Source organism: Streptomyces sp. NPDC005438 (assembly GCF_040606315.1).
Taxonomy (GTDB): Bacteria; Actinomycetota; Actinomycetes; order Streptomycetales; family Streptomycetaceae; genus Streptomyces.
On sequence record NZ_JBEXEP010000002.1, the window covers coordinates 669,425 to 691,001 of the forward strand.

Genomic DNA, 21,577 nt, shown 5'->3' on the forward strand with positions numbered 1-21,577 from the left:
GGGGTCGTCCACCGTGGTGTGGTGCGCGGTCACCGCACCCGCCCGTCCGGTCGGCGCGCTCACGAGGCCGCCGCCAGCCGCTCCAGGGTGCGGCCCAGGGTCTGCGGCCCCCGCTCGGCCCCCTCCCGTTCCCGGCGGGCGACCTCCTCCCGTACCAGGGGGATCACGTGGCGGCCGAAGTCGATGGCGTCCCCCAGCAGGTCGTAGCCCCGGGCGGACAGGATGTCGACGCCCAGGTCGTAGTAGTCCAGCAGGGCCTGGGCGACCGTCTCCGGGGTGCCCACCAGGGCGTTGGAGTTGCCCGCGCCCCCGGTGGCGGCGGCGGTGGGCGTCCACAGGGCGCGGTCGAAGCGCTCCCCCTGTTCGGCGATGGCGATCAGCCGCCGCGACCCGGTGTTCTCCGGGGCGCTGGTGTGGTGGCGCCGTGACACCGGCTGGCCCCCGGCCCGACGCTCACGGATGGCGTCCACCGTGCGGTGCGCCTTCTCCCAGGCGAGTTCCTCGGTGGGCGCGATGATGGGGCGGAACGCCACCTGGATACGCGGAGGTTGAGACCGGCCGGCCTCCCGGGCCGCCTGGTGTACCGCCTCGATCTGGGCGGCCGTCTCGGTGAGGGGCTCGCCCCACAGGCAGTAGATGTCGGCCTCCGCGCCTCCGGCCCGGTACGCGGCGGGGGAGGAGCCGCCGAAGGACACCCCGGGGTGGGGCCGTTGGACGGGGAAGACGTCGCTGACGAAGTCGTGGAACCGGTAGTGGGCGCCCTCGTGGTCGAAGGGCTCGTCGCGGGTCCACACCTTCTTGACGATCTGGATGTACTCGTGGGTGCGGGCGTACCGCTCGTCCTTGGTGAGGGTGTCGCCCTCCCGCCGCTGCTCGTGGTCGTTGCCCCCGGTGATGAAGTGGACGGTCAGCCGGCCGTCGCTGATCTGGTCCAGGGTGGCGAACGCCCGGGCGGCGTAGGTCGGGTAGGCCACGTTGGGGCGGTGGGCCAGCAGGATCTGGAGCCGTTCCAGCCTGGCCGCCAGGTAGCCGGCGGCCGGGATGGGGATGGGCGAGCCGGAGCCGTACGCGAACAGCACCCGGTCCCAGCCGTGGTCCTCGTGCGCGCGGGCGAGCCGCAGGGTGTACTCCCGGTCGAAGGCCGGCCCCGAGCGGGGGCTGGTCTCCGACCCGTCGTGGGTGGCGGCGATACCGAGGAACTCCACGGGCATGGCACGGGCCTTTCTCGAAGGGGGCCGGTGTACGCGGAAAGCGCTGGGCGGGGCGGGGGAACAGCGGGGAGGACACCGGGAGGAACGAGGAGGGGGACCCGGACGCGGCACGCCACGGCGGGCGTGACGACGGGCGGCGGTGCGGGTGCGGTGCGGGTGCGGTGAGGGTGAGGGAAGTGCCGGGCGGCCGGCGTACCGGGTCGGTTCGGGTCAGCGGGGCCGATGACACGAGGCGGACCACACCCGACCGAGGTCGATGTGCTCCCGCGAGACCAGCGGCGGCTCAGTGCACATGTCGACAAGTGCACCAGCGCCCGATTCCGGCCGTCAACCGCCACCGGGCGCGGATCGGGAAGCCGCCACACGCTGTTCACACGGCCGCAGCACCCCGCTCCTAGCCTCGAAGGAGCGAGACCCCGTGGGGCCCGGACCGGCCCGACGGCCCCTTCCGCGCGCCGTGTTGAGGGACACGGCGTTGACGGGACGCCTGCTGGGGGACGCCGCGCTGAGGGAGCGGCGCCGGAGACGTCGGGGGACAGGCGTGACGGCACCCCGTACGCACCCGGCGCGGGAGCCGGGCCCGCCATGCGGTCCCACCCCTCAGCACTCCCCAACCCCCCTTCAGCACCCCAGCCCCGGAGCCCTCCATGGCCCTCACCCGCCCACGCGCGTCCACCACCGCGCCCGGCCCCACGGCACGCGCCCGCCCCACCCGGGGGCCGGTGCCGCGCCGCCTCAGGATCGGCGCCCACCTGCTGCGCGCCCGACTGGCCTCGCTGATCGCCTCCGGCGCCGGCCACCGGGGCGCCGTGGGGAGCCGCCGGTGAGCCGCCGACCCGTGACCCTGGCCGTGGTGGGCGCCGGCCCCCGGACCACCGGGCTGCTGGAGCGGCTCGCCGCCAACGCCCCGGAACTGTGGGACGGTCGGCACCCGCTGCGCCTCGAACTGGTCGACCCGCACCCCCCGGGCGCCGGGCGGGTGTGGCGGCACCGGCAGTCGCCGCTGCTGCGGATGAACTCCATGGCCGAGGACGTCACCCTGTTCACCGACGAGACCTCGCGGGTCACCGGCCCCATCCGTCCGGGCCCCTCGTTGGCGGAGTGGGCCGCCCACCCCGAGCGGTACCCGCCCCACCAGCCCCCGCGCGACCCCGAGGTGCGGGCCGAGCTGCGCGCCCTCGCCCCGACCGACTTCGCCACCCGCCGGGCCCAGGGCGCCTACCTGGACTGGGCGTTCCGGCGCGCCCTGGACGCCCTGCCCCCGTATGTCGAGGTACGGGTCCACCGCGCCCGGGCCACCGCCCTGACCGGACCCGTGGACGGCCCCCAGCGGCTCCAGTTGGCCGGCCGCTCCGAACCCCTGGTGGCCGACCTGGTGCTCCTCGCCCAGGGACACCTCAGCGCCCGCCCGGCCGCCGAACACCGCGAGCTGGCCGCGTTCGCCGCCCGCCACCGGCTGGACTACCAGCCCCCCGAGTACTCCGCCGACGCCGACCTCGACCACGTACGACCGGGCGAACCGGTCCTCCTGCGCGGCTTCGGCCTGGCCTTCGTCGACCTGATGACCCTGCTCACCGAGGGGCGCGGAGGCCACCACCGGGAACGTGAGGACGGACGGCTGGAGTACCGGCCCTCCGGGCGGGAGCCGGTGCTGTACGTCGGCTCCCGCCGGGGAGTGCCCTACCGCTGCAAACCCGGCTACCCCCTCCAGGCCGAACGGGCGCCCCTCCCGCGCTACTTCGGCCCCGAGCGGGTGGACGCCCTGGCCGAACGCTCCCGACGGGAGGGGCGGCTACTGGACCTGCGGCGCGACGTGTGGCCCGAGATGGCCAAGGAGATCGGCTACGGCTACTACCACGAGCTGTTCCACGCCCACCCCGAACGCACCCGCCTGCCCTGGGCGGAGGTACGAGCCGCCCTGGACCAGCACACCTGGGACACACCCCCGTTGAACCGCCTGCTGGCCGAGGCCGTACCCGACCCCGCCGACCGGCTCGACCTCGACGCCTACGACCGGCCCCTGGCCGGACAGGTCTTCACCCACCCCGCGCACCTGGAGAACCGGCTGCGCGACCACGTCACCGCCGACATCGCCCGCCGCACCGACCCCGGCCACAGCGCCGACCTCGGCGCCTTCCTCGCCCTGCTCTCCCTCTACGGCAACCTGCCCCGGCTCGTCGCCTCCCACCGGCTCAGCGCCGAGTCGGTCGCCCACCAACTCGACGGCTGGTGGCACGGGTTCTTCAGCTACTACGCCTCCGGCCCGCCCCCCTTCCGGCTCCGCGAACTGCTCGCACTCTCCGAGGCCGGGGTGGTGCGGTTCCTGGGCGCCGGGACGACGGTCACCGCCGACGAGGACGCCGGCCGCTTCCACGCCACCTCCACCTCGCTGCCCGGCCACCGGGTCACGGCCACCACGCTGATCGAGGCCTACCTGCCCCGCCCCTCGCTGGCCCGCACCGAGGACCCGTTGCTGCGCCGGCTGTACCGGTCCGGCCAACTGGTCGAGGAGACCCTCACCGACGACAGCGGCAGGCATCCCACCGGGCTCATCCGGGTCGACCCGGACAGCGCCGGTGTCCACACCCCCGCGCTGGGCGGGCCCCACCCCCGACGGCTGGCCCTGGGCGCGCCCACCAGCGTCCGTTCCGTCGCCGCCTTCGCCCGTCCCCGTACCGACGCCGCCGCCTTCCGACAGAACGACGCCCTGGCCCGGCGGTTGTTGACCACTCTGGCGACCTGGGCCGGGGCCTGGACCGGGGTCGGGGACTCGCGGGAGTCGGCCGGCCCGGAGGGGACCACGGCCCGGGGCGGTGCCACCGGAGCCCCCGCGCGGTCCGGGCCGGGGGACTGAACTCGCCACGCAAGAGCGGGAGTTCGGACTTTACGAACTCATTCTGTGCGACATCTTGGCGACGCCCCCGGCCCCCAGTACTGTTCGGCCCGATCAACCCCACGGGTTGCGGTTCGGGCCCGGTCACGCGCGACGCCGTTCAGGGCCCGTACCACCGTGGACGGTGTCGCATCCCCCCACGTCGAGGAGACGTCGACACATGATGAAGTTGATCCGAAGACTCACCACCACCGCCCTGGCCGCGGCCGTGGTGTTCGCCTTCCCCCTCACCGCCACGGCCACTGCGCAGGGCCAGGAAGCCTCCGCCACCCAGGCGGTCGCCTCCGACCCCACCGGTGGATACCGCACCGGTGACCTCACCGACGCCGCCCCACCGTCGTCGAAGGGCGAGTTCAAGACCCAGGCCGCCTGGAGCTACCACATCACCGCCTCCTGTAGCGGCAAGGAAGCCCAGATACGCCAGGGCGCCAACTACTGGGGCGAGGCCAACGAGACCGCGTCCAGCGGCACCCCGGTGGAGTGCACCGGTGGCTACGTCGAGGGTTGCGGTGACACCGGCGGCAACGTCGTGGGCTGCAACTGGGGCCAGGGCCAGCGCATCATGCTCTCCACCCTGGTGAGCGACTTCGGCCTGCTGGCGGCCCACGAGTTCGGCCACAACTGGTACGGACACTCCGACCCCGGCTGCGCCAACTGGGCCAGCCCCTACGAGGTCATGCGACCGACCATGTGCTGATCCGGCACTCGCGGTGACGGGCCCTCCAGGGAGAAGCGGGCACAGGCCCCTGGAGGGCCCGTTCGTGTGCGCGGACCACTGATGGAGGTTCCGGGGGGACCGGGAACGCCCCTCAGCCTCCGGGCCGGCCCCCTGCCCTCCGCCCTCGTCCCCCCTCGTGCGGCGGCCCCCGGGGTGCCCAACGGCGGGGCGGGGCGCGGCTGTTCGGCGAGCCCGGGCAGCCGCACGTGTCTGAGGGGCTCCGGGGGCGGGTCCCCCTCGGGTGCCGGTACGCGGTGGTGGCGGGGCCTCGGCTCGTACGGGGCGCTTCGGGCGGTCGCCCCGTGGCTGGTGGCTGGGCATCGGGGCTCGCGCCGCCCCGTGTGCGGGCCAACTGGCGGGGTGGGGCGGGGGATTGGTCCGTACTTCCCCGGGGTGCGATCACGGCAGTGGCTCGAAATCGCCATGGGCTCCCCCTGTTTGCCTCAAGGGAAGGTAAAGCCGAGTAAGGCAAGGCTAACTTAGGTGAGCCTCACCCGGAGGCTTCCACCATCCTGTTGGAGTCACCCATGCCGTCCGCAGTTCGTGCCCTCACCGCCCTCACGGCCACCGCCGCGCTGATCACCGTCGCGGGCTGCGCCGACAAGTCCGACGGGGGAGGTGACGGTGCCATCAAGGTCACCGCCACGGACACCGCCTGCGAGACCTCCACCAAGAAGGCCGACGCCGGCCACCTCGAACTGGCCGTGGAGAACAAGGGGTCCAAGGTCACCGAGGTCTACGTGCTCTACCCGGACGACCGCATCGTCACCGAGCGCGAGAACATCGGCGCCGGCACCAAGGCGAAGATCACCGCCGAGATCAAGGCCGGCGACTACGAGATCGCCTGCAAGCCCGGGATGAGGGGCAACGGCATCCGGCAGAAGCTCACCATCACCGGAGAGAGCAAGACCAAGCGCGACCCCAAGCTGGACGCCGCCGTCGCCGCCTACCGCTCCTACAGCCGCCAGCAGGCCGAGCAGACCCTGCCCAAGGTCAAGAAGTTCACCGACGCGGTGCGTGCCGGCGACCTCGACGAGGCCAGGAAGACCTACGCGCCCTCCCGTATCGGCTGGGAACGCACCGAGCCGGTGGCCGAGTCCTTCGGCGACATCGACCCCAAGGTCGACGTGCGGGAGGACGGTCTGGAGGACGGCCAGGACGTCGAGAAGGACTGGACCGGCTGGCACCGGCTGGAGCGTTCCCTGTGGAAGGACAAGAAGATCACCGCGCGGGACAAGAAGCTCGCCACCAAGCTGGACAAGGACCTGGACGACTGGCGGCGCCGGGTGGGCACCGCGCGGATCGACCCCACCTCGATGGCCAACGGTGCCAAGGAACTGCTGGACGAGGTCGCCACCGGCAAGGTCACCGGTGAGGAGGAGCGTTACAGCCACACCGACCTGGTCGACCTCAAGGCCAACGTCGAGGGGGCGGAGAAGGCGTACTCCCTGCTGAAGCCGGTGGCGCGGAAGAACGACCCCAAGCTCGTCAAGCAGCTGGACGCCCGTTTCGACGCGCTGAACAAGGAACTCGAACCCCTGCGGAACGGCAAGGGCAGCCACGACTTCGTCAGCTACGACACCGTCGGCAAGAAGGACCGCAAGTCCCTGTCCGACGTGGTCAACGCCCTGGCCGAGCCCCTGTCGAAGCTGGCCGCGGCCGTGGTCGGCAAGCGCTAGCGGTGGTGGAGCGAGACCGTGACGGCGAGCCCGGCGGCGAGGGCGTCCGGCCCTCCCGCCGGGCCCTGCTCGGCTGGGGCGGCGCGGGGCTGGCCCTCGGCGCCGCCGCCGGGGGCAGCGCGGCGGCCCTGTACCCGCACGAGGCGCCCGCGCACACCGACGAGGCCGTGGAGTTCCACGGGGCCCACCAGGCGGGCATCGCCACGGCGGTTCCCGACCGGCTCCATTTCGCCGCCTTCGACGTCACCACGAAGGACCGCGCCGAACTGGTGGCGCTGCTGCGGGACTGGACCCGGGCAGCCGCCGCGCTGACCCGGGGTGACCCCGTGGGGGAGGGGGCCACCGGTGGGCTGCCCGAGTCGCCGCCGGACGACACCGGCGAGGCCCTGGGGCTCCCCCCGGCCCGGCTCACCCTCACCCTCGGTCTGGGGCCCTCGTTGTTCGCCAAGGACCGGTTCGGCCTGCACGACCGGCGCCCCGAGGCCCTGGTGGACCTGCCCCGGTTCCCCGGCGACAACCTGGACCGGGCGCGCAGTGGCGGGGACCTGTGTGTGCAGGCCTGTGCCGACGACCCCCAGGTGGCGGTGCACGCGGTACGCAACCTGTCCCGCATCGCCTTCGGCCGGGCCGCCATCCGCTGGTCCCAACTGGGCTTCGGCAAGACCTCGTCCACCACCCCGAGCACCCAGACCCCGCGCAACCTGTTCGGCTTCAAGGACGGCACCGCGAACATCGACGGCTCCGACGAGGCCGCGCTGCGCCGGCACGTGTGGGTGCCCGAGGCCGACGGCCCGGACTGGATGGTGGGCGGCTCCTACCTGGTCGCCCGGCGTATCCGTATGCACATCGAGACCTGGGACCGCACCTCCCTGCGGGAGCAGGAGGACGTGTTCGGCCGGGACAAGCGGGAGGGCGCCGCGGTGGGTAGGCGGCACGAGCACGAGAGCCCGTCGCTGCGGGCCATGCTTCCGACCGCGCACGTACGGCTGGCCCACCCGGACACCAACGACGGGGCGCGGATGCTGCGGCGCGGCTACTCCTTCACCGACGGGACGGACGGCCTCGGCCGCCTGGACGCGGGGTTGTTCTTCCTCGCCTACCAGCGCGACGTACGTCGGGCCTTCATCCCGGTGCAGCGTCGGCTGGCCCGGCACGACGCGCTCAACGAGTACATCCAGCACGTCGGTTCGGCGGTCTTCGCCGTGCCTCCCGGCGTCCGCGACCACCGCGACTGGTGGGGACGGGAGTTGCTGACGTGACCATCCGCCGGGAGACCACCCACCAGGAAGGGGGGCCGAGGTGTTCGGCAACTATCTGATCGGTCTGCGTGAGGGACTGGAGGCGGCTCTCGTCGTCTGCATCCTCGTCGCCTACCTCGTCAAGACGGACCGGCGGGAGGCCCTCAGGCCGGTATGGACCGGTGTGGCCGCCGCCTGCCTGCTCTCGCTCGCGTTCGGCGCCACCCTGGAGTTCGGCTCCAAGGAGTTGACCTTCGAGGCGCAGGAGGCCCTCGGGGGCTCGCTGTCCATCCTGTCGGTGGGCCTGGTGACCTGGATGGTCTTCTGGATGCGGCGTACCGCCCGGCACCTGAAGTCCGACCTCCAGGGCCGGTTGGACCACGCCCTGGCCATGGGCACCGGCGCCCTGGTGCTCACGGCCTTCCTGGCGGTCGGCCGGGAGGGGCTGGAGACCGCGCTGTTCGTCTGGGCCTCGGTACGGGCCAGCGGTGAAGGCACCCAGGCGCCCCTGCTCGGGGTGCTCCTCGGGCTGGTCACCGCCGTGTTCCTGGCCTGGCTGTTCTACCGGGGCGCGCTGCGGATCAACCTCGCCAGGTTCTTCACCTGGACCGGCGGGATGCTGGTCGTGGTGGCCGCCGGGGTGCTGGCCTACGGCGTGCACGACCTCCAGGAGGCCCGGTTCCTGGGCGGTCTGGGCACCAAGGCCTTCGACGTCTCCGAGGCCGTGCCCCCGGACAGCTGGTACGGGACCCTGCTCAAGGGGGTCTTCAACTTCCAGCCCGACCCGACGGTGCTCCAGACCGTCGTCTGGTCCCTGTACCTGGTGCCGGTCCTGGTGCTCTTCCTGCTGCCGCGCCGTTCCGAGCGGGGCCCCTCTCCAGCGCCGGCGAGCTGACCGAGGGGCCCTCGCGCGGGTTCAGTCCACCGCCTCCGCGCGGACGACGGTGACCTTGAGGTGCTTCATCAGCGGCTGGTCGCTCTGGACGCTGTAGTCGCCGATGGCGCAGAGCACGTTCATCTCGGGCATGTAGCCGGCCGCGCAGCCCCGGGGGATGTCGTGCGGGATCGCCAGGTAGCCGTACAGGGAACGGGTGCTGCCGTCCTTGGCGGTGCTGGTGATGTCGACCGGGTCGAACTTCCCGATGTCGCGCTCCCGCATGTCCTCGGCGTTCATGAACACCAGCCGGCGCAGGTTCCTGACGCCCCGGTAGCGGTCGTCGTCGGAGTAGATGGTGGTGTTCCACTGGTCGTGGGAGCGCATGGTGCCCAGCGAGAGGGTGCCGGGGGCGGGCACCACGTCCGGCAGCGGGGCGGTGGAGAACTCGGCCCGACCGGACGGGGTGGAGAAGACCAGTTCCCGTGCCGGCTGGTGGAGGCGGAAGCCCAGGGGCAGCCGTACCCGGCGGTTGAAGTCCTCGAAGCCGTCGAGGACTTCGGCCATGGTGTCCCGTACGCGGTCGTAGTCGTCGACGTACCACTCCCAGGGGGTGGAGCTGTCGGGCAGCGCGGCGCGGGCGATACCGGCGATGATCGCCGGCTCCGACAGCAGCAGCGGGGAGGCGGGGCGCCGCATCCCGACCGACAGGTGGACCATGCTCATCGAGTCCTCGACCGAGAGGGACTGGACACCGGAACGCTGGTGGTCCTTCTCGGTCCGGCCCAGGCAGGGCAGGATCAGCGCCCGGCGGCCGTGCACCAGGTGGCTGCGGTTGAGCTTGGTGCTGACCTGGACGGTCAACGCGCACTTCCGCAGGGCGTCGAAGGTGTACGCGGTGTCCGGCGCGGCCATCGCGAAGTTGCCGCCCATCCCCACGAACACCTTCATCTCGCCCCGGTGCATCGCCTCAAGGGTGCCCACCGTGTCCAGCCCCTGCGCGCGGGGTGGCCGGATGTCGCAGACCTTGGCCAGCCGGTCCAGGAACTCCGGTTCGGGGCGGTGGTTGATGCCGCAGGTGCGGTTGCCCTGGACGTTGCTGTGTCCGCGTACGGGGGAGGGGCCGGCACCCTCCCGGCCCAGGTTGCCGCGCAACAGCAGGAGGTTGACGATCTCCCGGACGGTGTCGACGCCGTGTTCGTGCTGGCTGACCCCCAGGCACCAGCTGATGATGCTGCGGTCGGCCTCCCGGTAGACCCGTGCCGCCGCGAGGATCCGGTCGCGGTCGACCCCTGACTGGTGCTCGATCTCCTCCCAGGAGGTGGCCTCGCACAGGGCCCGGTACTCCTCGAAGCCCGTGGTGTGACGGTCGACGAACTGCCGGTCCAGCGCCTTGGGGTCGTCCGGTGCCCACTCCAGCACCGCCTTGGCGATGCCCCGCAGCAGCGCCATGTCGCCGCCGATGCGCGGTTGCAGGTTGAGGTCGCTGGTCGGGGTGGAGCGGAACAGCGCCATGTCGGTGAACTCGTGCGGCACGATGGTGCGGGTGGCGGCGGCCTCCACCATCGGGTTGACGTGCACGATCCGTGCGCCGCGACGGTACGCGTCGGCGAGGGCGGTGAGCATCCGGGGCGCGTTGGAGGCGGCGTTGACGCCCATGACGAACAGGGCGTCGGCCATCTCCCAGTCCTTGAGGTCGACGGTTCCCTTACCGGTGCCCAGGGAGGCCGTGAGCGCGCGACCGCTGGCCTCGTGGCACATGTTGGAGCAGTCGGGCAGGTTGTTGGTGCCCAACTCCCGGGCCAGCAACTGGTAGAGGAAGGTGGCCTCGTTGCCCAGCCGGCCGGAGGTGTAGAAGGCCGCCTGGTCGGGGTCGTCCAGCTCGCGCAGGGCGCGGCCGGCCAGTTCGAAGGCCGCGCTCCAACTGATCGGGAGATAGCGGTCCGACTCCGGGTCGTACACCATCGGCTCGGTCAGCCGGCCCTGCTTCTCCAGCGCCGAGTCGCTCCACTCCATCAGTTCCGACACCGTGTGCGAGGCGAAGAACTCGCGGCCGACCCGCTTGCGGGTCATCTCCCAGGTGACGTGTTTGATGCCGTTCTCGCAGATGTCCAGTCGCAGGCCCTTGGTGTCGTCCGGCCAGGCGCATCCCGGGCAGTCGAAGCCGCCGTTCTCGTGGTTCATCCGCATCACGGCCTGGGGCCCGTCCAGCGGTTCGCGTTCGCGGGCCAGCACCCGGGCCACGCTGGCGGCGGCTCCCCAACCGGCGGCGGGGTGACGGTAGGGGTGGGACTCCGCCCCGTCCGGTCCGTCGGACCCCTTCGGTGACCGCCGCCGGCCGTTCCCGGGTGTGCGCACGCCCTTCACCCCTTCCTGACGGGCACCGTCACGCTCGACGCCGGCCACACGAGCGGTCCCGCCGGGCCGGTGCCCCACTTCGCCCGCTCGCGCCCCGGGGTACGGGGCCGGTCGGGCCGGTCCCGGGTTCGGGTGCCCCGATCCGACCGAGCCATGTCCCAGGACCTCCGCGCGGTCCCGACCCGGACGACGCCCGCTGTCCGTGCCTCCACGGCGCCCCCACGGCTCCCGGTTGCGGCACCGCCGATCCGCGAAACCCTGGAGGGAGACCGCGTCCGAGGAGGCCCGGGGGCGAGCCCGGGTACCTGAGCGACGGTCGAGGCCGGCCCCGGTGTACGGGAGGCGGCACCTCGGTGTCCCCCCGGGTCGTGGCCGTTCCGCGACGGGACCGGGTCACCCCCGCCGGCTCGGTCCGACCGGCCCCCGAGGAGGGGTCGCCCGGCCCAAGCCGCGCCGTCGGTACCGGGACAGCCTGGCGGTGAGGACGTCACAACGCGCCACAAGGAGTGGGTGAGCGCCATGAAGGCACTTGTGTTCAACGGCCCGGACCGCATGGCCTGGGAGGACCTCCCGGATCCCGGTCTGGGTGATCCGGCCGACGTGATCGTCAAGGTGGACGCCGTCACCATCTGCGGCACCGACCTGCACATCCTCAAGGGCGACGTACCGGAGGTCACCCCGGGGCGGGTGCTCGGGCACGAGGCGGTGGGCACGGTGGTCGAGGCCGGCGACGACGTACGCACCGTACAGCCGGGGGACCGGGTGCTGGTCTCCTGCATCTCGGCCTGCGGACGCTGCCGGTTCTGCCGCGAGGGCCGCTACGGCCAGTGCCTCGGCGGAGGCGGGTGGGTACTCGGCCACACCATCGACGGCACACAGGCGGAGTACGTACGGGTGCCGTTCGCCGACCTGTCCGTCCACCGCCTGCCGGCCGGTGTCGACAGCTTCGACGCGCTGCTGCTGGCCGACATCTTCCCGACCTCCTACGAGGTGGGGGTGCTCAACGGAAACGTCCGCCCCGCCGACACCGTGGTGGTGGTCGGCGCGGGTCCGGTCGGCCTCGCCGCCGTCGCCACGGCACGCCTCTACAGCCCCGGCCGGATCATCGCCGTGGACCTGGCGGACACCCGCCTGTCGGCGGCCCAGTCCCTCGGGGCGGACGTCACGGTGAACGCCGGGGACGACCCGGAGCAACTGGTGGCGGACCTGACCGACGGACTCGGTGCCGACGTGGTCATGGAGGCCGTCGGAGTCCCGGCCACCTTCGAGATGTGCGCGCGGATGGTCCGGCCCGGAGGCCGGATCGCCAACATCGGCGTACACGGCGGGCCGGTGACCCTGCACCTTGAGCAACTGTGGATCAAGGACATCACCCTCACCACCGGACTCGTGGACACCTACTCCACACCGATGCTGCTGGACATGCTGTCCGCCGGCCGGCTGCCGACCTCCTCCCTGATCACCCATCGGTTCGAACTCGGACAGATGGAGGAGGCGTACGACGTCTTCCGCCGCGCGGACGTCACCGGTGCCCTGAAGGTCGGCCTGGGTGGGCCACAGCACACGGCACTCACCCTCTCCGGGGCCCGGGCGAACACCCGCTGAGGCGGCCTCGCTCACGGTGTTGCCGCACCACCCTGCGGTGGTGCTCACGGCGTCCCCGCACCACCTTCCGGTGGCGCGGGGACGTTCCCCGATGGTGTGGGGGCGTTCCGTCGGCCCGGGGTGGGAGGTGTCCGGGGCGGCCACCTCCAGATGCAGGTGCAGCGTCGACGGCGCAAGGTCCCGACGACGTCGACGACAGCCACGAGGACGCTCGGTCGCATAGGGCGCCAGCCGTGTCGGCAGCTTTCCGCCGGGGCCGGCCACGACAGGCGCGTGGGGCAACCGCAAGAAGTTCGCGGCCTCCGGGGCTGGCTGGGGCTGAACGGGCTCTGCTCGCTGGTGACTTGGCGGGTGCCCGGGGCTGGACTTCGGGCCTTCGGGCCGGGTGGCTCTCGTGCGGGGTGGGTGGTGTGGTCCGGGGGAGCCGCTGGTGTGGGGCGCCGGGCGGCAGTCCCTGAGCTGGTCGGTGGGTGGGTGGTCCGGTGGCGGTGGGCGCGTTGTCGGGGGTCCGGGGGTGGGGTTCCGGTCCGGTTCGGGGGTGCCCGAGGAGGACGGCCGGGCTTACGGGCTGGTGCTGGAGGGCGGAGAGGAGGTCACCTCCCCCGTGGGTGTCCGGCCGCCTCGGAGCGCTCGGTGGCGGCGGCCACTGCCGCGAGAGCCGCGACCTGGCCTCCCCACCCTCCCGGGTACACCGTGCTGTGGGCGCCGCGCGGGCCCCCGCCCCGAGGACCGTGGTGCGCGGCCCCGAGCGGCCCGGGCGCGGGCCCTTGCCGGTCCCGCGCCCGGACGACCCGAAGCCGCCCCGGCCGGCCCTGAGCGCGGTGCCGGTCCCGGGCACCGGAGGCCGCCGAGGAAGCGGGTGCCCCTGGGGGAGGGAGGGGGCCCTGAGGCGGGAGAGGCCGTAGGCTCGGGGGATGGCGAGGTACTTCGACGTTCACCCGGACAATCCCCAGCCCCGGACGATCCGTCAGGTCGCGGACCTGGTTCGCGACGGGGGGCTGATCGTCTATCCGACGGACTCCTGCTACGCGCTGGGCTGCCGCCTGGGGGACAGCGCCGGTATCGAGCGCATCCGGGCCATCCGCAAGCTCGACCAGCGGCACCACTTCACGCTGATGTGCCACGACCTGGCCCAGGCGGGGCACTTCGTACGGTTCGACAACGCGGTGTTCCGCGCCGTGAAGGCGGCGACCCCCGGCTGCTACACGTTCATCCTGCCGGCCACCGCCGAGGTGCCGCGCAGGATGCTGCACCCCAAGCGGCGCACGGTCGGGGTACGGATTCCCGACCACGCCGTCACCAGCGCGTTGCTGGACGAGATCGGCGAACCCATCCTCTCCACCACGCTGTTGCTGCCCGACGAGGAGGAACCGCCCACCGAGGGCTGGGACATCAAGGAGCGTCTGGACCACGTGGTGGACGCGGTGATCGACTCCGGGGACGCCGGCGCGGAGCCCACCACGGTGGTGGACTTCTCCGACCGTTCTCCCGAGATCGTCCGCTTCGGCGCCGGTGACCCCACGCCCTTCGAGTGAGTCGCCCCCGCCCGTGAGGGCTCCGGTGGGCTGACGGCCTCCGCGTACGGACGGGGCGGGCCCCACCGGGTCGTCCACCCCGTCGAGGGGGCCAACTCCCCGCCGTCGTGGGGCTGTTGGTGAGTCCGGCGCCCGACCGGGGGCGGGGCCAGTCGGGCACTCCCGCTCCCGGGGAGGGCAACACCCCTGGTGGCGGCGCTGGTGGGGTCACCGCCGGGGACACCCCCCTAGCCGACCTGGGGCAGGTGCCGCGCTCCCGGGGGTGCCGCCTGTGGCAGGGCGCTGGGTATCCGCTCCAGGACGCCCCCGGCGAAGACGTCGTACAGCGGCAGGGTCTCCAGGTGGACGTAACCGATGTGACAGTCGCAGACCGCCAGCGGACAGGGGCGGGGGGCGAGCGCCGCCCGGTAGGAACCGTCGTAGAGGTTGCCCAGTTCGGCCCGGACGAAGTGGCAGCGGCGCACCGTGCCCTCGCCGTCCACCGAGATCACTGAGTCCCCGGTACGGCAGGGCAGCCCGGCGGAGCGGTGGGGATGGCGGCTGTAGCCGAAGAGCGGATCCAGGGCGGTCCACCGCTCGGCCTCGGCGTCGCTGTAGGTGTGCCCCTCGGCGGCGTTGACCCAGAGGTAGACGTGGGAGGGGAGCGCGGCCCGCAGCCGGCGGGCGTCCTCCAGGTGCTCCTCCAGCCCGACGACGCCGACGCTGTACCGCACCCCCAGGGCGCCCAACTCCCGTGTCTTCTCCACGAACCGGGCGTAGGGGGTCTGCCCGGGGTGGTAGGTGCACCACAGCGCGACCTTCTCCCGGTCCGCCTCGGCCAGCCAGTCGGTGCGGCAGCTGAGGTTGGTCTGGATCGCCACCCGGGACAGGTGCCGTTGGTGGGACAGCTCCACCAACGCCCGGCGGTACCAGGACCGCACCAACCCCTCGCCCCAGGGCGTGAACAGCACCGAGAGGCGGTCACCGCGCTGCCCCAGGGCCCAGTCGGTGAAGCGTTCCAACGCGGCGCGGTCAGCCCGCAGTTGGGCGGTGCTGTCGCGCCGCTTGGCGAACGGGCAGTAGGGGCAGTCGTAGTCACAGGAGGCCAGGGGCCCCCGGTAGAGCACGGTCAGGTCCACGGTGGCCTCACCTCAGCTCGTACGCGGCCATGGCGGCGCGCACCGAGGGCGAGAAGAACAGCGGCCCGATCGCGTCCGAGTGCGCCAGCCCCTCCTCCGACAGTCGGATCCGCTCCGGTGCGGTCTCGGCCAGCCAGCCGTACGCCGCCAGCCTGGCCAGCTCCCCCGGGAAGTCGGCGGCGGGGTCGGTGCCGAACCGCGCCCGGTAGTCGGCGGTCTCCAACCCGCTGGCCTGCAACAGGGACTGGAGCAGGTGGCGGCGCCGCGCCTCGTCCCGGTCCACGTACCGTCCGACCTCGGCGCGGGTGAAGTCCCCGGTGGCCGTGTAGGCGTCGACCAAGGCGCGCACCTCCCGGGAGGAGACCGCGTAGTCGAAGCTGTAGTGCAGGGCGGAGGTGTAGGAACGGGCGCCGCAGCCCAGCCCGATCATGCCGTCGGTCTGGCAGACGTAGTCGTCCGGGCCCTGGGCCGGGGCGTCGGTACGTCGGAACATCCGCATGGACACCTGCTCGTACCCCTGGGCCCGCAGGTGGTCACGGCCTTCCCGGTAGCGGCGCAGCCGCTGCTCGTCCCAGGCGCGCTCCTCGGCGGCCGGGTCGGCCGGAGCCGCGCCCCGCCCCGTGGAGCGGCGGCCGAGACCGGTGAGCGGGCGGACGTAGAGGGGGTAGAGGTAGATCTCCTCCGGTCGCCAGGCGAGCGCGGCGTCCAGCGACTGTCGCCAACTGGCCGCCGTCTGGCCCTCGATGCCGTAGATGAGGTCGATGTTCAGCACCGGGATGGTGGTCTCCCGGACACGGGCGAGCGCCGCCTCCACATCGGCACGGTGCTGGGGTCGGGCGGCGGCGCGGGCCTCGGACTCCACGAAGCTCTGCACCCCCAGGCTGAGCCGGGTGGTGCCCCGCTCGGCCAGTACCGCCAGCCGGTCGGCGGTCGCGGTGGAGGGGGAGGCCTCGACGGAGAACGGCACCGCCCGCAGGTCGGCGCCCATACGGTGTTCGGCCAGGTCACACAGCCGGGTCAGCTCGTCGGGGTCCAGGAAGGTGGGCGTGCCCCCGCCGAACGCCGCGTTGGCGAACCGCACCGGCTCCTCGTCCCCCAGGGCCTCGCGTACGGCGTCGGCCTGCCGTTCCAGGGCGTCGAGGTAGCGGCCGGTCAGGCCGTCCGGGGCGCCGATCCGGGTGAAGAGGTTGCAGAAGCCGCAGCGCACCTCGCAGAAGGGGACGTGCAGGTAGAGCGAGAGCGCCGAACGGGGCTGGTCGGCCCAGAGTTCGGCCAGCGGCGGGCGTGGGTCGAGGGGTCGGTACGCCGTCTTGTGCGGGTAGGCGTACACGTAGTGCTGGTACGGCCGGGGCGGTGCGGTGTCCGTGGCGGACCCCTCCACGGGCGCGGCCGGTACGGCGGTCGGGGTGGTGCTCATGCGGGCGGCTCCAGGAAGAAGTGTCCGTAGGGGACCGTCCACACGGTCCGGTGGCCGATGCGGTGACCGGTGTGGCCGTCCTCGCCGTACGCCGTGCCGTGGTCGGAGCAGGCGATCACGAAGCAGCGGCCTCGGGCGCGCAGCGCGGCGAACAGCCGCTCCACGTGACGGTCGACGTACTCCAGCGCGGCGGCGTGGGTGCGCGGACTGTCGCCGTCCTCCCGGGTGGCCCCGGGCAGGTGGAACCAGTTCGGCTGGTGCAGCGCCGCCACGTTGACGAAGAGGAACAGCCGTCGGTCGGCGGGCAGTTCGGTGACAATCCGCTCGGCGCGGGCCACCTGCGCCTCGAAGGAGGTGGGAGAGGCCACCCCGAACTCCGGCTCCCAGTGGCTCTCCTGGAACAGTCCGGGCAGTACCCGGCCCAGTGCGCCGCGCTTGTTGAAGAACCCGACGCCGCCCAGGCACACCGTGCGGTAGCCCCGACCGGCCAGCGCCGAGACCAGGTCCGGGGTGTCGAAGACGAAGGTCCGCTCGGCGGTCGTCTCGCTGCCGGCGAAGTCCGCCGCGAACAGCCGGGGATGGCGGCCCGGGGCGGCCGGGGTGGGCAGGAAGCCGGCGAACATCGCTTGGTGCGAGGCGTAGGTGAAGCTCCCCGGGGCGTGCCGCTCCTCCCAGGCTCCGCCCGGCAGGCACCGGGTCAGGTGCGGGGTACGGCCGCTCGCGGCGAGGTCGGCCGCCACGTCGTACCGCAGGGTGTCCAGGGTGAGGAACAGGATGTCGTCCCGTCCGACCACCGCGTTCATGTCCGGGTTCTCCCCGGGCGCGAGGGCGGTGACCGACTCTCCGGTACGGGGTTCAGGCGGGGGCATGGGACCTCCTCGACCGCCCTGGGGCCAGGGGCACTCGGGGGTGGACGGAGTCGGGAGCCCACCGGGCGGCGGCCGAGGGCGTCGGGGCACCCGCACGGAACCGGGAGGCGGCGGCGACCTGGGCGGCGTAGGTGTCCCGCCCCTCCGCGCCCCCACCCGGCAGCCCGGTCAGGCCGGGCAGCAGGTCCCCGAAGGCGTTGACCTCGCCGACGGCGAACCGTCGCCAGTCGGTCGACGGGAGGAGGTCCACCCCGACGCACAGTGTCCCCGGGAAGCGGGCCGCCGCGCGTTCGCACACCGCCAGGGCCTCCGCCCAGTGGTCCCCGGCCGCCGCCCGGGCCCGGGCCAGGTCCCCCCGGCGGCCCCCGAGGTGCAGGTTGGTCATCGGCCCCCGACTGGTGCGGACCACCGCGTGGGTGGCCCGCCCGGCGACCACCACGACCCGTAGGTCGGCGGCGCCCCCGTCGAGGGAGCCCTTGGGCCACCAGCGCTCCAGGTGCAGGCCGTCCGGGGTGAGCCGGTCGACCAGCGCCCCGATCTCCCGCTCCCGGGTGAGGCGGCTGAGGCGGAGGGAGTTGTACAGCCGCCCGTCCGGGGCGCGCTCCACCGAGGTGGTCGCCCGTATCCGGCCGGCTCCGGCCGTCTCGACGGCCAGCACCCCCGAGGCCGAGGAGCCGTGGGCGGGCTTGACGAAGAAGCGGGCCACCCCGGCGTCCCGCATCAGGGTCCGTACGTCGCTCCAGTCCCGGACGGGCGGGGCGTCGGGGCCGGCGGAGGTGGGGGAGAAGGGCACCGGAACGTCGGCCTCGGCCAGCCGGGCGTGGCACCGGCGCTTGTCGAACAGCTCCTGGAGTTCGGCCGGTTCGTCCAGCCGGCGCCCACCCCGCAGGCTCGCCACCGCCCGCAGGAAGTTCGCGTACCAGCGGGCCGTGCCCTCCACCCGGGTGGGGTCGTCGACCCCGCGCAGCAGGTGGTCGACCTCGGGGTCCTCACCCGGCGAGTCCAGCCGCACCAGTTCCTCGGGGCCGAAGTCGGCGCCGCCCTCCCGCAGCACCTCGCGCCAGGGGACGAGGCGTGGCGGCGCCCCACCGGCCTGGCGTACGGCCTCGGCGAACAACCGGACCCGGCGGTTGTCGGGGTTGCCGACCACCGCCCAGGACGGGCCGGTGCCGGTTTCCTCTCCCGACGGTGCCATGACGCTCCCCCTTGGTCGTTCCTCCGGGTGTGTGGTCGGTTTCTTCGCGCCGGGGCGAACCCGGTCCCGCCGGGCCGCTCGCCCCGGCACCGCCCGCTTCGCCTACTCGCTCACGGAGACGAAGCGCCACTCGGTGCCGTCGCCGTCCACGTCGTTCTCGGCGTTCTCGGAGGACAGGTCCAGCTCCACCCCGGACGGTTCCAGGGTCTCCCTCAGCCGGGTACACAGCTCCTCGCTGAGGAAGTTGTAGTGCAGGTCGAGGCGCTTGAGGTGACCCAGTGGCTGCCCGGTGAGCAGGGCGGTGGCGCCGTCGTCGCCCAGCACGCCCATGGACAGGTCCAGCGTCTCCAGGCGGGCCACCACCGGGGCGGAGGCCAGCGCGACGCAGATCTCGTCCTGGATCTCGGAGTTGCGCAGGCCCAGGTGACGCAGCTGGGGCAGACGGTCGCCGCTGAGGAGCGGAGCCAGGTCGGCCACCTCCGCCGTGCCCCCGTAGTCCGAGGTGCCCAGCCACAGTTCGAGCCGCTCCAGGGCGGGGAAGACGCTCTCGACCACGCCCTGGACGACCTCGGCGGGCAGGCCGCCGGCCTCGATGGTGAGCCGTCGCAGTCGTTCGTGCCGCACAGCCGGGAACACCAGGTTGGTGCCTCCGCGCACGCCGAGCTCCTCCAGCAGGGGGAAGTGCTCCAGCAGCGGGGTCACCGTGCTCTGCACGATCCAGGAGATCTCGCACTCCTCGCCGGTGATGTCCCCGAGGAACAGCCCGCGCAGTGCGGGCAGGCGCTCACGTGCCGCGACCAGCGCCTCGACGACCGAGGCGGAGGACTCCTCGTACGCCTCCGGCCAGGAGCCCACCACCAGGGCGCGGACCCGGGAGGGGTCCACCGTGGACAGGAAGCGGGCGAAGGCCTCCTGCCACTGTTCCTCGGCGTCGTACGGGTCGGCGGTGAGACGCCAGGCGACCGCGTCCGCCTCGGGGAGTCGGTCGGTGGACTCGTCGGGGCCGGGGAAGGTCACCACGTCGAGCCCGTGGAACTGCTCCAGGTGGTCGGAGATCGTCATCGCTCTGCTCCTTGGAAGTGCGGGACCGCGACATCAACGCCGTGGGCGCGTGCTCCGTACCGCTTCGCGCGGCGGGGCACGGCGACTGGTCGCGCCGCGATCACGGTGCCCAGGCAATCGGATTTCTACCAGGCGCCTCGGACAGCCCAGTCGCCCACCCGGCCGATCGGCGAGGGCGGGGCGTTGTCAGTGCCGAGGGCTACGGTCCGAACGACCGGACACACAGGGTGCCGGGGGAGGGAGTGACCTATGTACCGGCAGGGAGACGTCCTGGTCGTGCCGTTGGCGGAGGACGACGTTCCGTCGCACGCGGAGGAGGCCCCGGGGCAACCCCGGGACGCGCGGGGCCGGATGGTGCTGGCACTGGGCGAGGTCACCGGCCACGCGCACGCCGTGGTGGGGGCCGGCCGGCTGATACGCGACTCCGGGCCGTTCGGGGCCGCGCTGCTGCACCTGCCGACCGGGGGCCGCCTGGTGCACGAGGAGCACGCCGCCATCCCCCTTCCCCGGGGCTGGTTCCGGGTGATCCGGCAACGCGAGTACGTCCCCGGATCGGTCCGGGTGGTCGCCGACTGACGGCACGGCGGGGGAGCGGGCCGGTGGGCCACGGGAACGATCAGGAGCCGGGAAAGCCCGGAAAGCCGGAAAAGCCGGGAAAGGGGAGGGGAATGACTGACGTGGTGAAGGTGGAGAACGTGGGGGACACGACCGGGGGGCCGGGCCCGGAGGACCGGGGTGTCCCGTCGGGAGTCGTGGACTGGCGGGCGGTCGCCTCGGCCACGGGTCCGGGCGACCGGGCCGCCGCCGAGGCGGGGGTGCGGCTCGCCTATCGCCGGGCGGGGCTGCCGGAGCCGGAGCGCCTGGTGTGGACGCGCTCGCCCCGGGAGGCGGTACGACTGCTGCGCGGGGACCTGTCGTCCGCGCAGGTCCCGGCGGCGGACGCGGCGGCCGTGGCCGCTCGCGGCGCCAGCGTCCGTGAGGCCCTGCGGAGCCGGCCCTGGGCCGCCGAACGTGCCGCGCTGCACCAGCGGTTGGGGACCAGGGGCTGGTCGGCGCACTGGCAGGCGGTGGGCGCGGAGATGTGGGAGAGCACCCGGATACCGGTCGACCGCGTGTGGTCCGGGGTGATCGAGGAACTGGCCGAGCACCGGAAGGACGAGACGCGGATACGCCTGCTGCTGTTGGAGGCGGTGCTGGGCCAGCACGACGCGGCCTGGCTCAGCGTCCTGGACACCGGTCCCGGCAGCCGGATGGAGGGGCTGGCCACGGCGGCCGGGGAGGCCGGCTGGTGGTGGCCCTACGAGCGGGTCGCCGTACTCTCCGAGCGCCCCACCGAGCTGCACCGGGACGAGGTCGGCCGGTTGGACCGCGAGGACGGCCCGGCCCTGGCCTACGCCGACGGCTTCGCCCTGCACGCCTGGCGCGGGATGCCGGTGAGTGGCGACTTCCTCGCCTCGCTGCGGCACCTGACCGCCGACCACATCCGCACCGAGGAGAACGCCGAACTGCGGCGGGTGATGCTGGAGCACTACGGGTACGACCGCTACCTCCACGAGTCCGGCGCCGTCCCGGTGGGCCGTGACGAGGCCGGGGTGCTGTGGCGCATCCCCCTCCCGGACGACGAGGACGTGGTGATGGTGGAGGTGGTCAACTCCACGCCCGAGCCGGACGGTTCACACCGCACCTACTGGCTGCGGGTGCCGCCGACGACCCGGACCGCACGGGAGGGGGTGGCCTGGACCTTCGGCCTGGGCGTCGAGGCGTACGAGCCGCTGCGCCAGACCTGACGCGGTGCCCCTCGGGCC

17 protein-coding genes are annotated in these 21,577 nt (G+C 73.3%); 10 read left to right on the forward strand and 7 right to left on the reverse strand.

Features of this window, described 5'->3' with window-relative positions:
• Positions 1 to 59: 59 nt before the first annotated feature.
• Positions 60 to 1,211 carry an LLM class flavin-dependent oxidoreductase gene (locus ABZT14_RS07695; RefSeq protein WP_356298322.1) on the reverse strand — a complete coding sequence of 384 codons (1,152 nt, stop codon included), beginning with the start codon at positions 1,209 to 1,211 and terminating at the stop codon, positions 60 to 62.
• A gap of 647 nt (positions 1,212 to 1,858) precedes the next feature.
• On the opposite strand from ABZT14_RS07695, the gene ABZT14_RS07700 reads away from it, so the two are divergent.
• The 6 genes from ABZT14_RS07700 to efeU all read left to right on the forward strand — a co-directional run bounded on the left by ABZT14_RS07700 (position 1,859) and on the right by efeU (position 8,634).
• On the forward strand, positions 1,859 to 2,038 hold the full coding sequence (locus ABZT14_RS07700; RefSeq protein ID WP_356298324.1) for a hypothetical protein: 180 nt from the start codon (positions 1,859 to 1,861) through the stop codon (positions 2,036 to 2,038).
• On the forward strand, positions 2,035 to 4,065 hold the full coding sequence (locus ABZT14_RS07705; protein ID WP_356298326.1) for an FAD/NAD(P)-binding protein: 2,031 nt from the start codon (positions 2,035 to 2,037) through the stop codon (positions 4,063 to 4,065). Before ABZT14_RS07700 ends, ABZT14_RS07705 begins: the two co-directional genes overlap by 4 nt.
• Before the next feature lie 199 nt (positions 4,066 to 4,264).
• The gene (locus tag ABZT14_RS07710) at positions 4,265 to 4,801 is read left to right on the forward strand and encodes a hypothetical protein (RefSeq protein WP_356298328.1); all 537 of its coding nucleotides are present in this window, start codon (positions 4,265 to 4,267) and stop codon (positions 4,799 to 4,801) included.
• A gap of 548 nt (positions 4,802 to 5,349) precedes the next feature.
• Positions 5,350 to 6,501 carry an iron uptake system protein EfeO gene (gene efeO, locus ABZT14_RS07715; protein ID WP_356298330.1) on the forward strand — a complete coding sequence of 384 codons (1,152 nt, stop codon included), beginning with the start codon at positions 5,350 to 5,352 and terminating at the stop codon, positions 6,499 to 6,501.
• A gap of 5 nt (positions 6,502 to 6,506) precedes the next feature.
• Complete coding sequence (gene efeB / locus ABZT14_RS07720; protein WP_356298332.1) at positions 6,507 to 7,760, forward strand: iron uptake transporter deferrochelatase/peroxidase subunit; 1,254 nt, start codon at positions 6,507 to 6,509, stop codon at positions 7,758 to 7,760.
• Between the two features lie 40 nt (positions 7,761 to 7,800).
• Positions 7,801 to 8,634, forward strand: a complete 834-nt coding sequence (gene efeU / locus ABZT14_RS07725) for an iron uptake transporter permease EfeU (RefSeq protein ID WP_356298334.1) — start codon at positions 7,801 to 7,803, stop codon at positions 8,632 to 8,634.
• A 21-nt stretch (positions 8,635 to 8,655) separates the two neighbouring features.
• On the opposite strand, the gene ABZT14_RS07730 is transcribed toward efeU, so the two are convergent.
• The gene (locus tag ABZT14_RS07730; protein ID WP_356298336.1) at positions 8,656 to 10,971 is read right to left on the reverse strand and encodes an FdhF/YdeP family oxidoreductase; all 2,316 of its coding nucleotides are present in this window, start codon (positions 10,969 to 10,971) and stop codon (positions 8,656 to 8,658) included.
• 519 nt (positions 10,972 to 11,490) lie between these two features.
• On the opposite strand from ABZT14_RS07730, the gene ABZT14_RS07735 reads away from it, so the two are divergent.
• Both ABZT14_RS07735 and ABZT14_RS07740 read left to right on the forward strand, forming a co-directional pair.
• Entirely contained in the window at positions 11,491 to 12,576 is a 1,086-nt protein-coding gene (locus ABZT14_RS07735) for a zinc-dependent alcohol dehydrogenase family protein (protein WP_356298339.1), read from the forward strand.
• A 914-nt stretch (positions 12,577 to 13,490) separates the two neighbouring features.
• Positions 13,491 to 14,111, forward strand: a complete 621-nt coding sequence (locus ABZT14_RS07740) for an L-threonylcarbamoyladenylate synthase (RefSeq protein WP_356298341.1) — start codon at positions 13,491 to 13,493, stop codon at positions 14,109 to 14,111.
• A gap of 227 nt (positions 14,112 to 14,338) precedes the next feature.
• Here the strand turns inward: ABZT14_RS07740 and ABZT14_RS07745 are convergent, their stop codons facing one another.
• The 5 genes from ABZT14_RS07745 to ABZT14_RS07765 form a co-directional block, all read right to left on the reverse strand.
• On the reverse strand, positions 14,339 to 15,229 hold the full coding sequence (locus tag ABZT14_RS07745) for an STM4011 family radical SAM protein (protein WP_356298343.1): 891 nt from the start codon (positions 15,227 to 15,229) through the stop codon (positions 14,339 to 14,341).
• Between the two features lie 7 nt (positions 15,230 to 15,236).
• On the reverse strand, positions 15,237 to 16,646 hold the full coding sequence (locus ABZT14_RS07750) for an STM4012 family radical SAM protein (RefSeq protein ID WP_356298346.1): 1,410 nt from the start codon (positions 16,644 to 16,646) through the stop codon (positions 15,237 to 15,239).
• Positions 16,643 to 17,449, reverse strand: coding sequence for an STM4013/SEN3800 family hydrolase (locus ABZT14_RS07755; RefSeq protein WP_356298570.1), 807 nt, complete (start codon positions 17,447 to 17,449; stop codon positions 16,643 to 16,645). The genes ABZT14_RS07750 and ABZT14_RS07755 overlap by 4 nt, the downstream gene beginning before the upstream one ends.
• A 52-nt stretch (positions 17,450 to 17,501) precedes the next feature.
• Complete coding sequence (locus ABZT14_RS07760; RefSeq protein ID WP_356298348.1) at positions 17,502 to 18,710, reverse strand: STM4014 family protein; 1,209 nt, start codon at positions 18,708 to 18,710, stop codon at positions 17,502 to 17,504.
• A gap of 102 nt (positions 18,711 to 18,812) precedes the next feature.
• A complete protein-coding gene (locus tag ABZT14_RS07765) occupies positions 18,813 to 19,772 on the reverse strand; it encodes an STM4015 family protein (protein WP_356298350.1) in 960 nt (319 codons plus the stop codon).
• A 249-nt stretch (positions 19,773 to 20,021) separates the two neighbouring features.
• On the opposite strand from ABZT14_RS07765, the gene ABZT14_RS07770 reads away from it, so the two are divergent.
• On the forward strand, positions 20,022 to 20,348 hold the full coding sequence (locus tag ABZT14_RS07770; RefSeq protein WP_356298351.1) for a hypothetical protein: 327 nt from the start codon (positions 20,022 to 20,024) through the stop codon (positions 20,346 to 20,348).
• A gap of 92 nt (positions 20,349 to 20,440) precedes the next feature.
• On the forward strand, positions 20,441 to 21,559 hold the full coding sequence (locus ABZT14_RS07775) for a DUF6745 domain-containing protein (protein WP_356298353.1): 1,119 nt from the start codon (positions 20,441 to 20,443) through the stop codon (positions 21,557 to 21,559).
• The last annotated feature ends 18 nt before the right edge of the window (positions 21,560 to 21,577 follow it).

Excerpts from the sequence above, each read along its gene's own strand:
- ABZT14_RS07755 (WP_356298570.1), bottom strand. The coding sequence starts at position 17,449 with ATGAACGCGGTGGTCGGACGGGACGACATCCTGTTCCTCACCCTGGAC.
- ABZT14_RS07700 (WP_356298324.1), top strand. The coding sequence starts at position 1,859 with ATGGCCCTCACCCGCCCACGCGCGTCCACCACCGCGCCCGGCCCCACG.
- ABZT14_RS07710 (WP_356298328.1), top strand. The coding sequence starts at position 4,265 with ATGATGAAGTTGATCCGAAGACTCACCACCACCGCCCTGGCCGCGGCC.
- ABZT14_RS07750 (WP_356298346.1), bottom strand. The coding sequence starts at position 16,646 with ATGAGCACCACCCCGACCGCCGTACCGGCCGCGCCCGTGGAGGGGTCC.
- ABZT14_RS07765 (WP_356298350.1), bottom strand. The coding sequence starts at position 19,772 with ATGACGATCTCCGACCACCTGGAGCAGTTCCACGGGCTCGACGTGGTG.
- ABZT14_RS07770 (WP_356298351.1), top strand. The coding sequence starts at position 20,022 with ATGTACCGGCAGGGAGACGTCCTGGTCGTGCCGTTGGCGGAGGACGAC.
- ABZT14_RS07775 (WP_356298353.1), top strand. The coding sequence starts at position 20,441 with ATGACTGACGTGGTGAAGGTGGAGAACGTGGGGGACACGACCGGGGGG.
- ABZT14_RS07695 (WP_356298322.1), bottom strand. The coding sequence starts at position 1,211 with ATGCCCGTGGAGTTCCTCGGTATCGCCGCCACCCACGACGGGTCGGAG.
- efeO (WP_356298330.1), top strand. The coding sequence starts at position 5,350 with ATGCCGTCCGCAGTTCGTGCCCTCACCGCCCTCACGGCCACCGCCGCG.
- ABZT14_RS07740 (WP_356298341.1), top strand. The coding sequence starts at position 13,491 with ATGGCGAGGTACTTCGACGTTCACCCGGACAATCCCCAGCCCCGGACG.
- ABZT14_RS07735 (WP_356298339.1), top strand. The coding sequence starts at position 11,491 with ATGAAGGCACTTGTGTTCAACGGCCCGGACCGCATGGCCTGGGAGGAC.
- ABZT14_RS07760 (WP_356298348.1), bottom strand. The coding sequence starts at position 18,710 with ATGGCACCGTCGGGAGAGGAAACCGGCACCGGCCCGTCCTGGGCGGTG.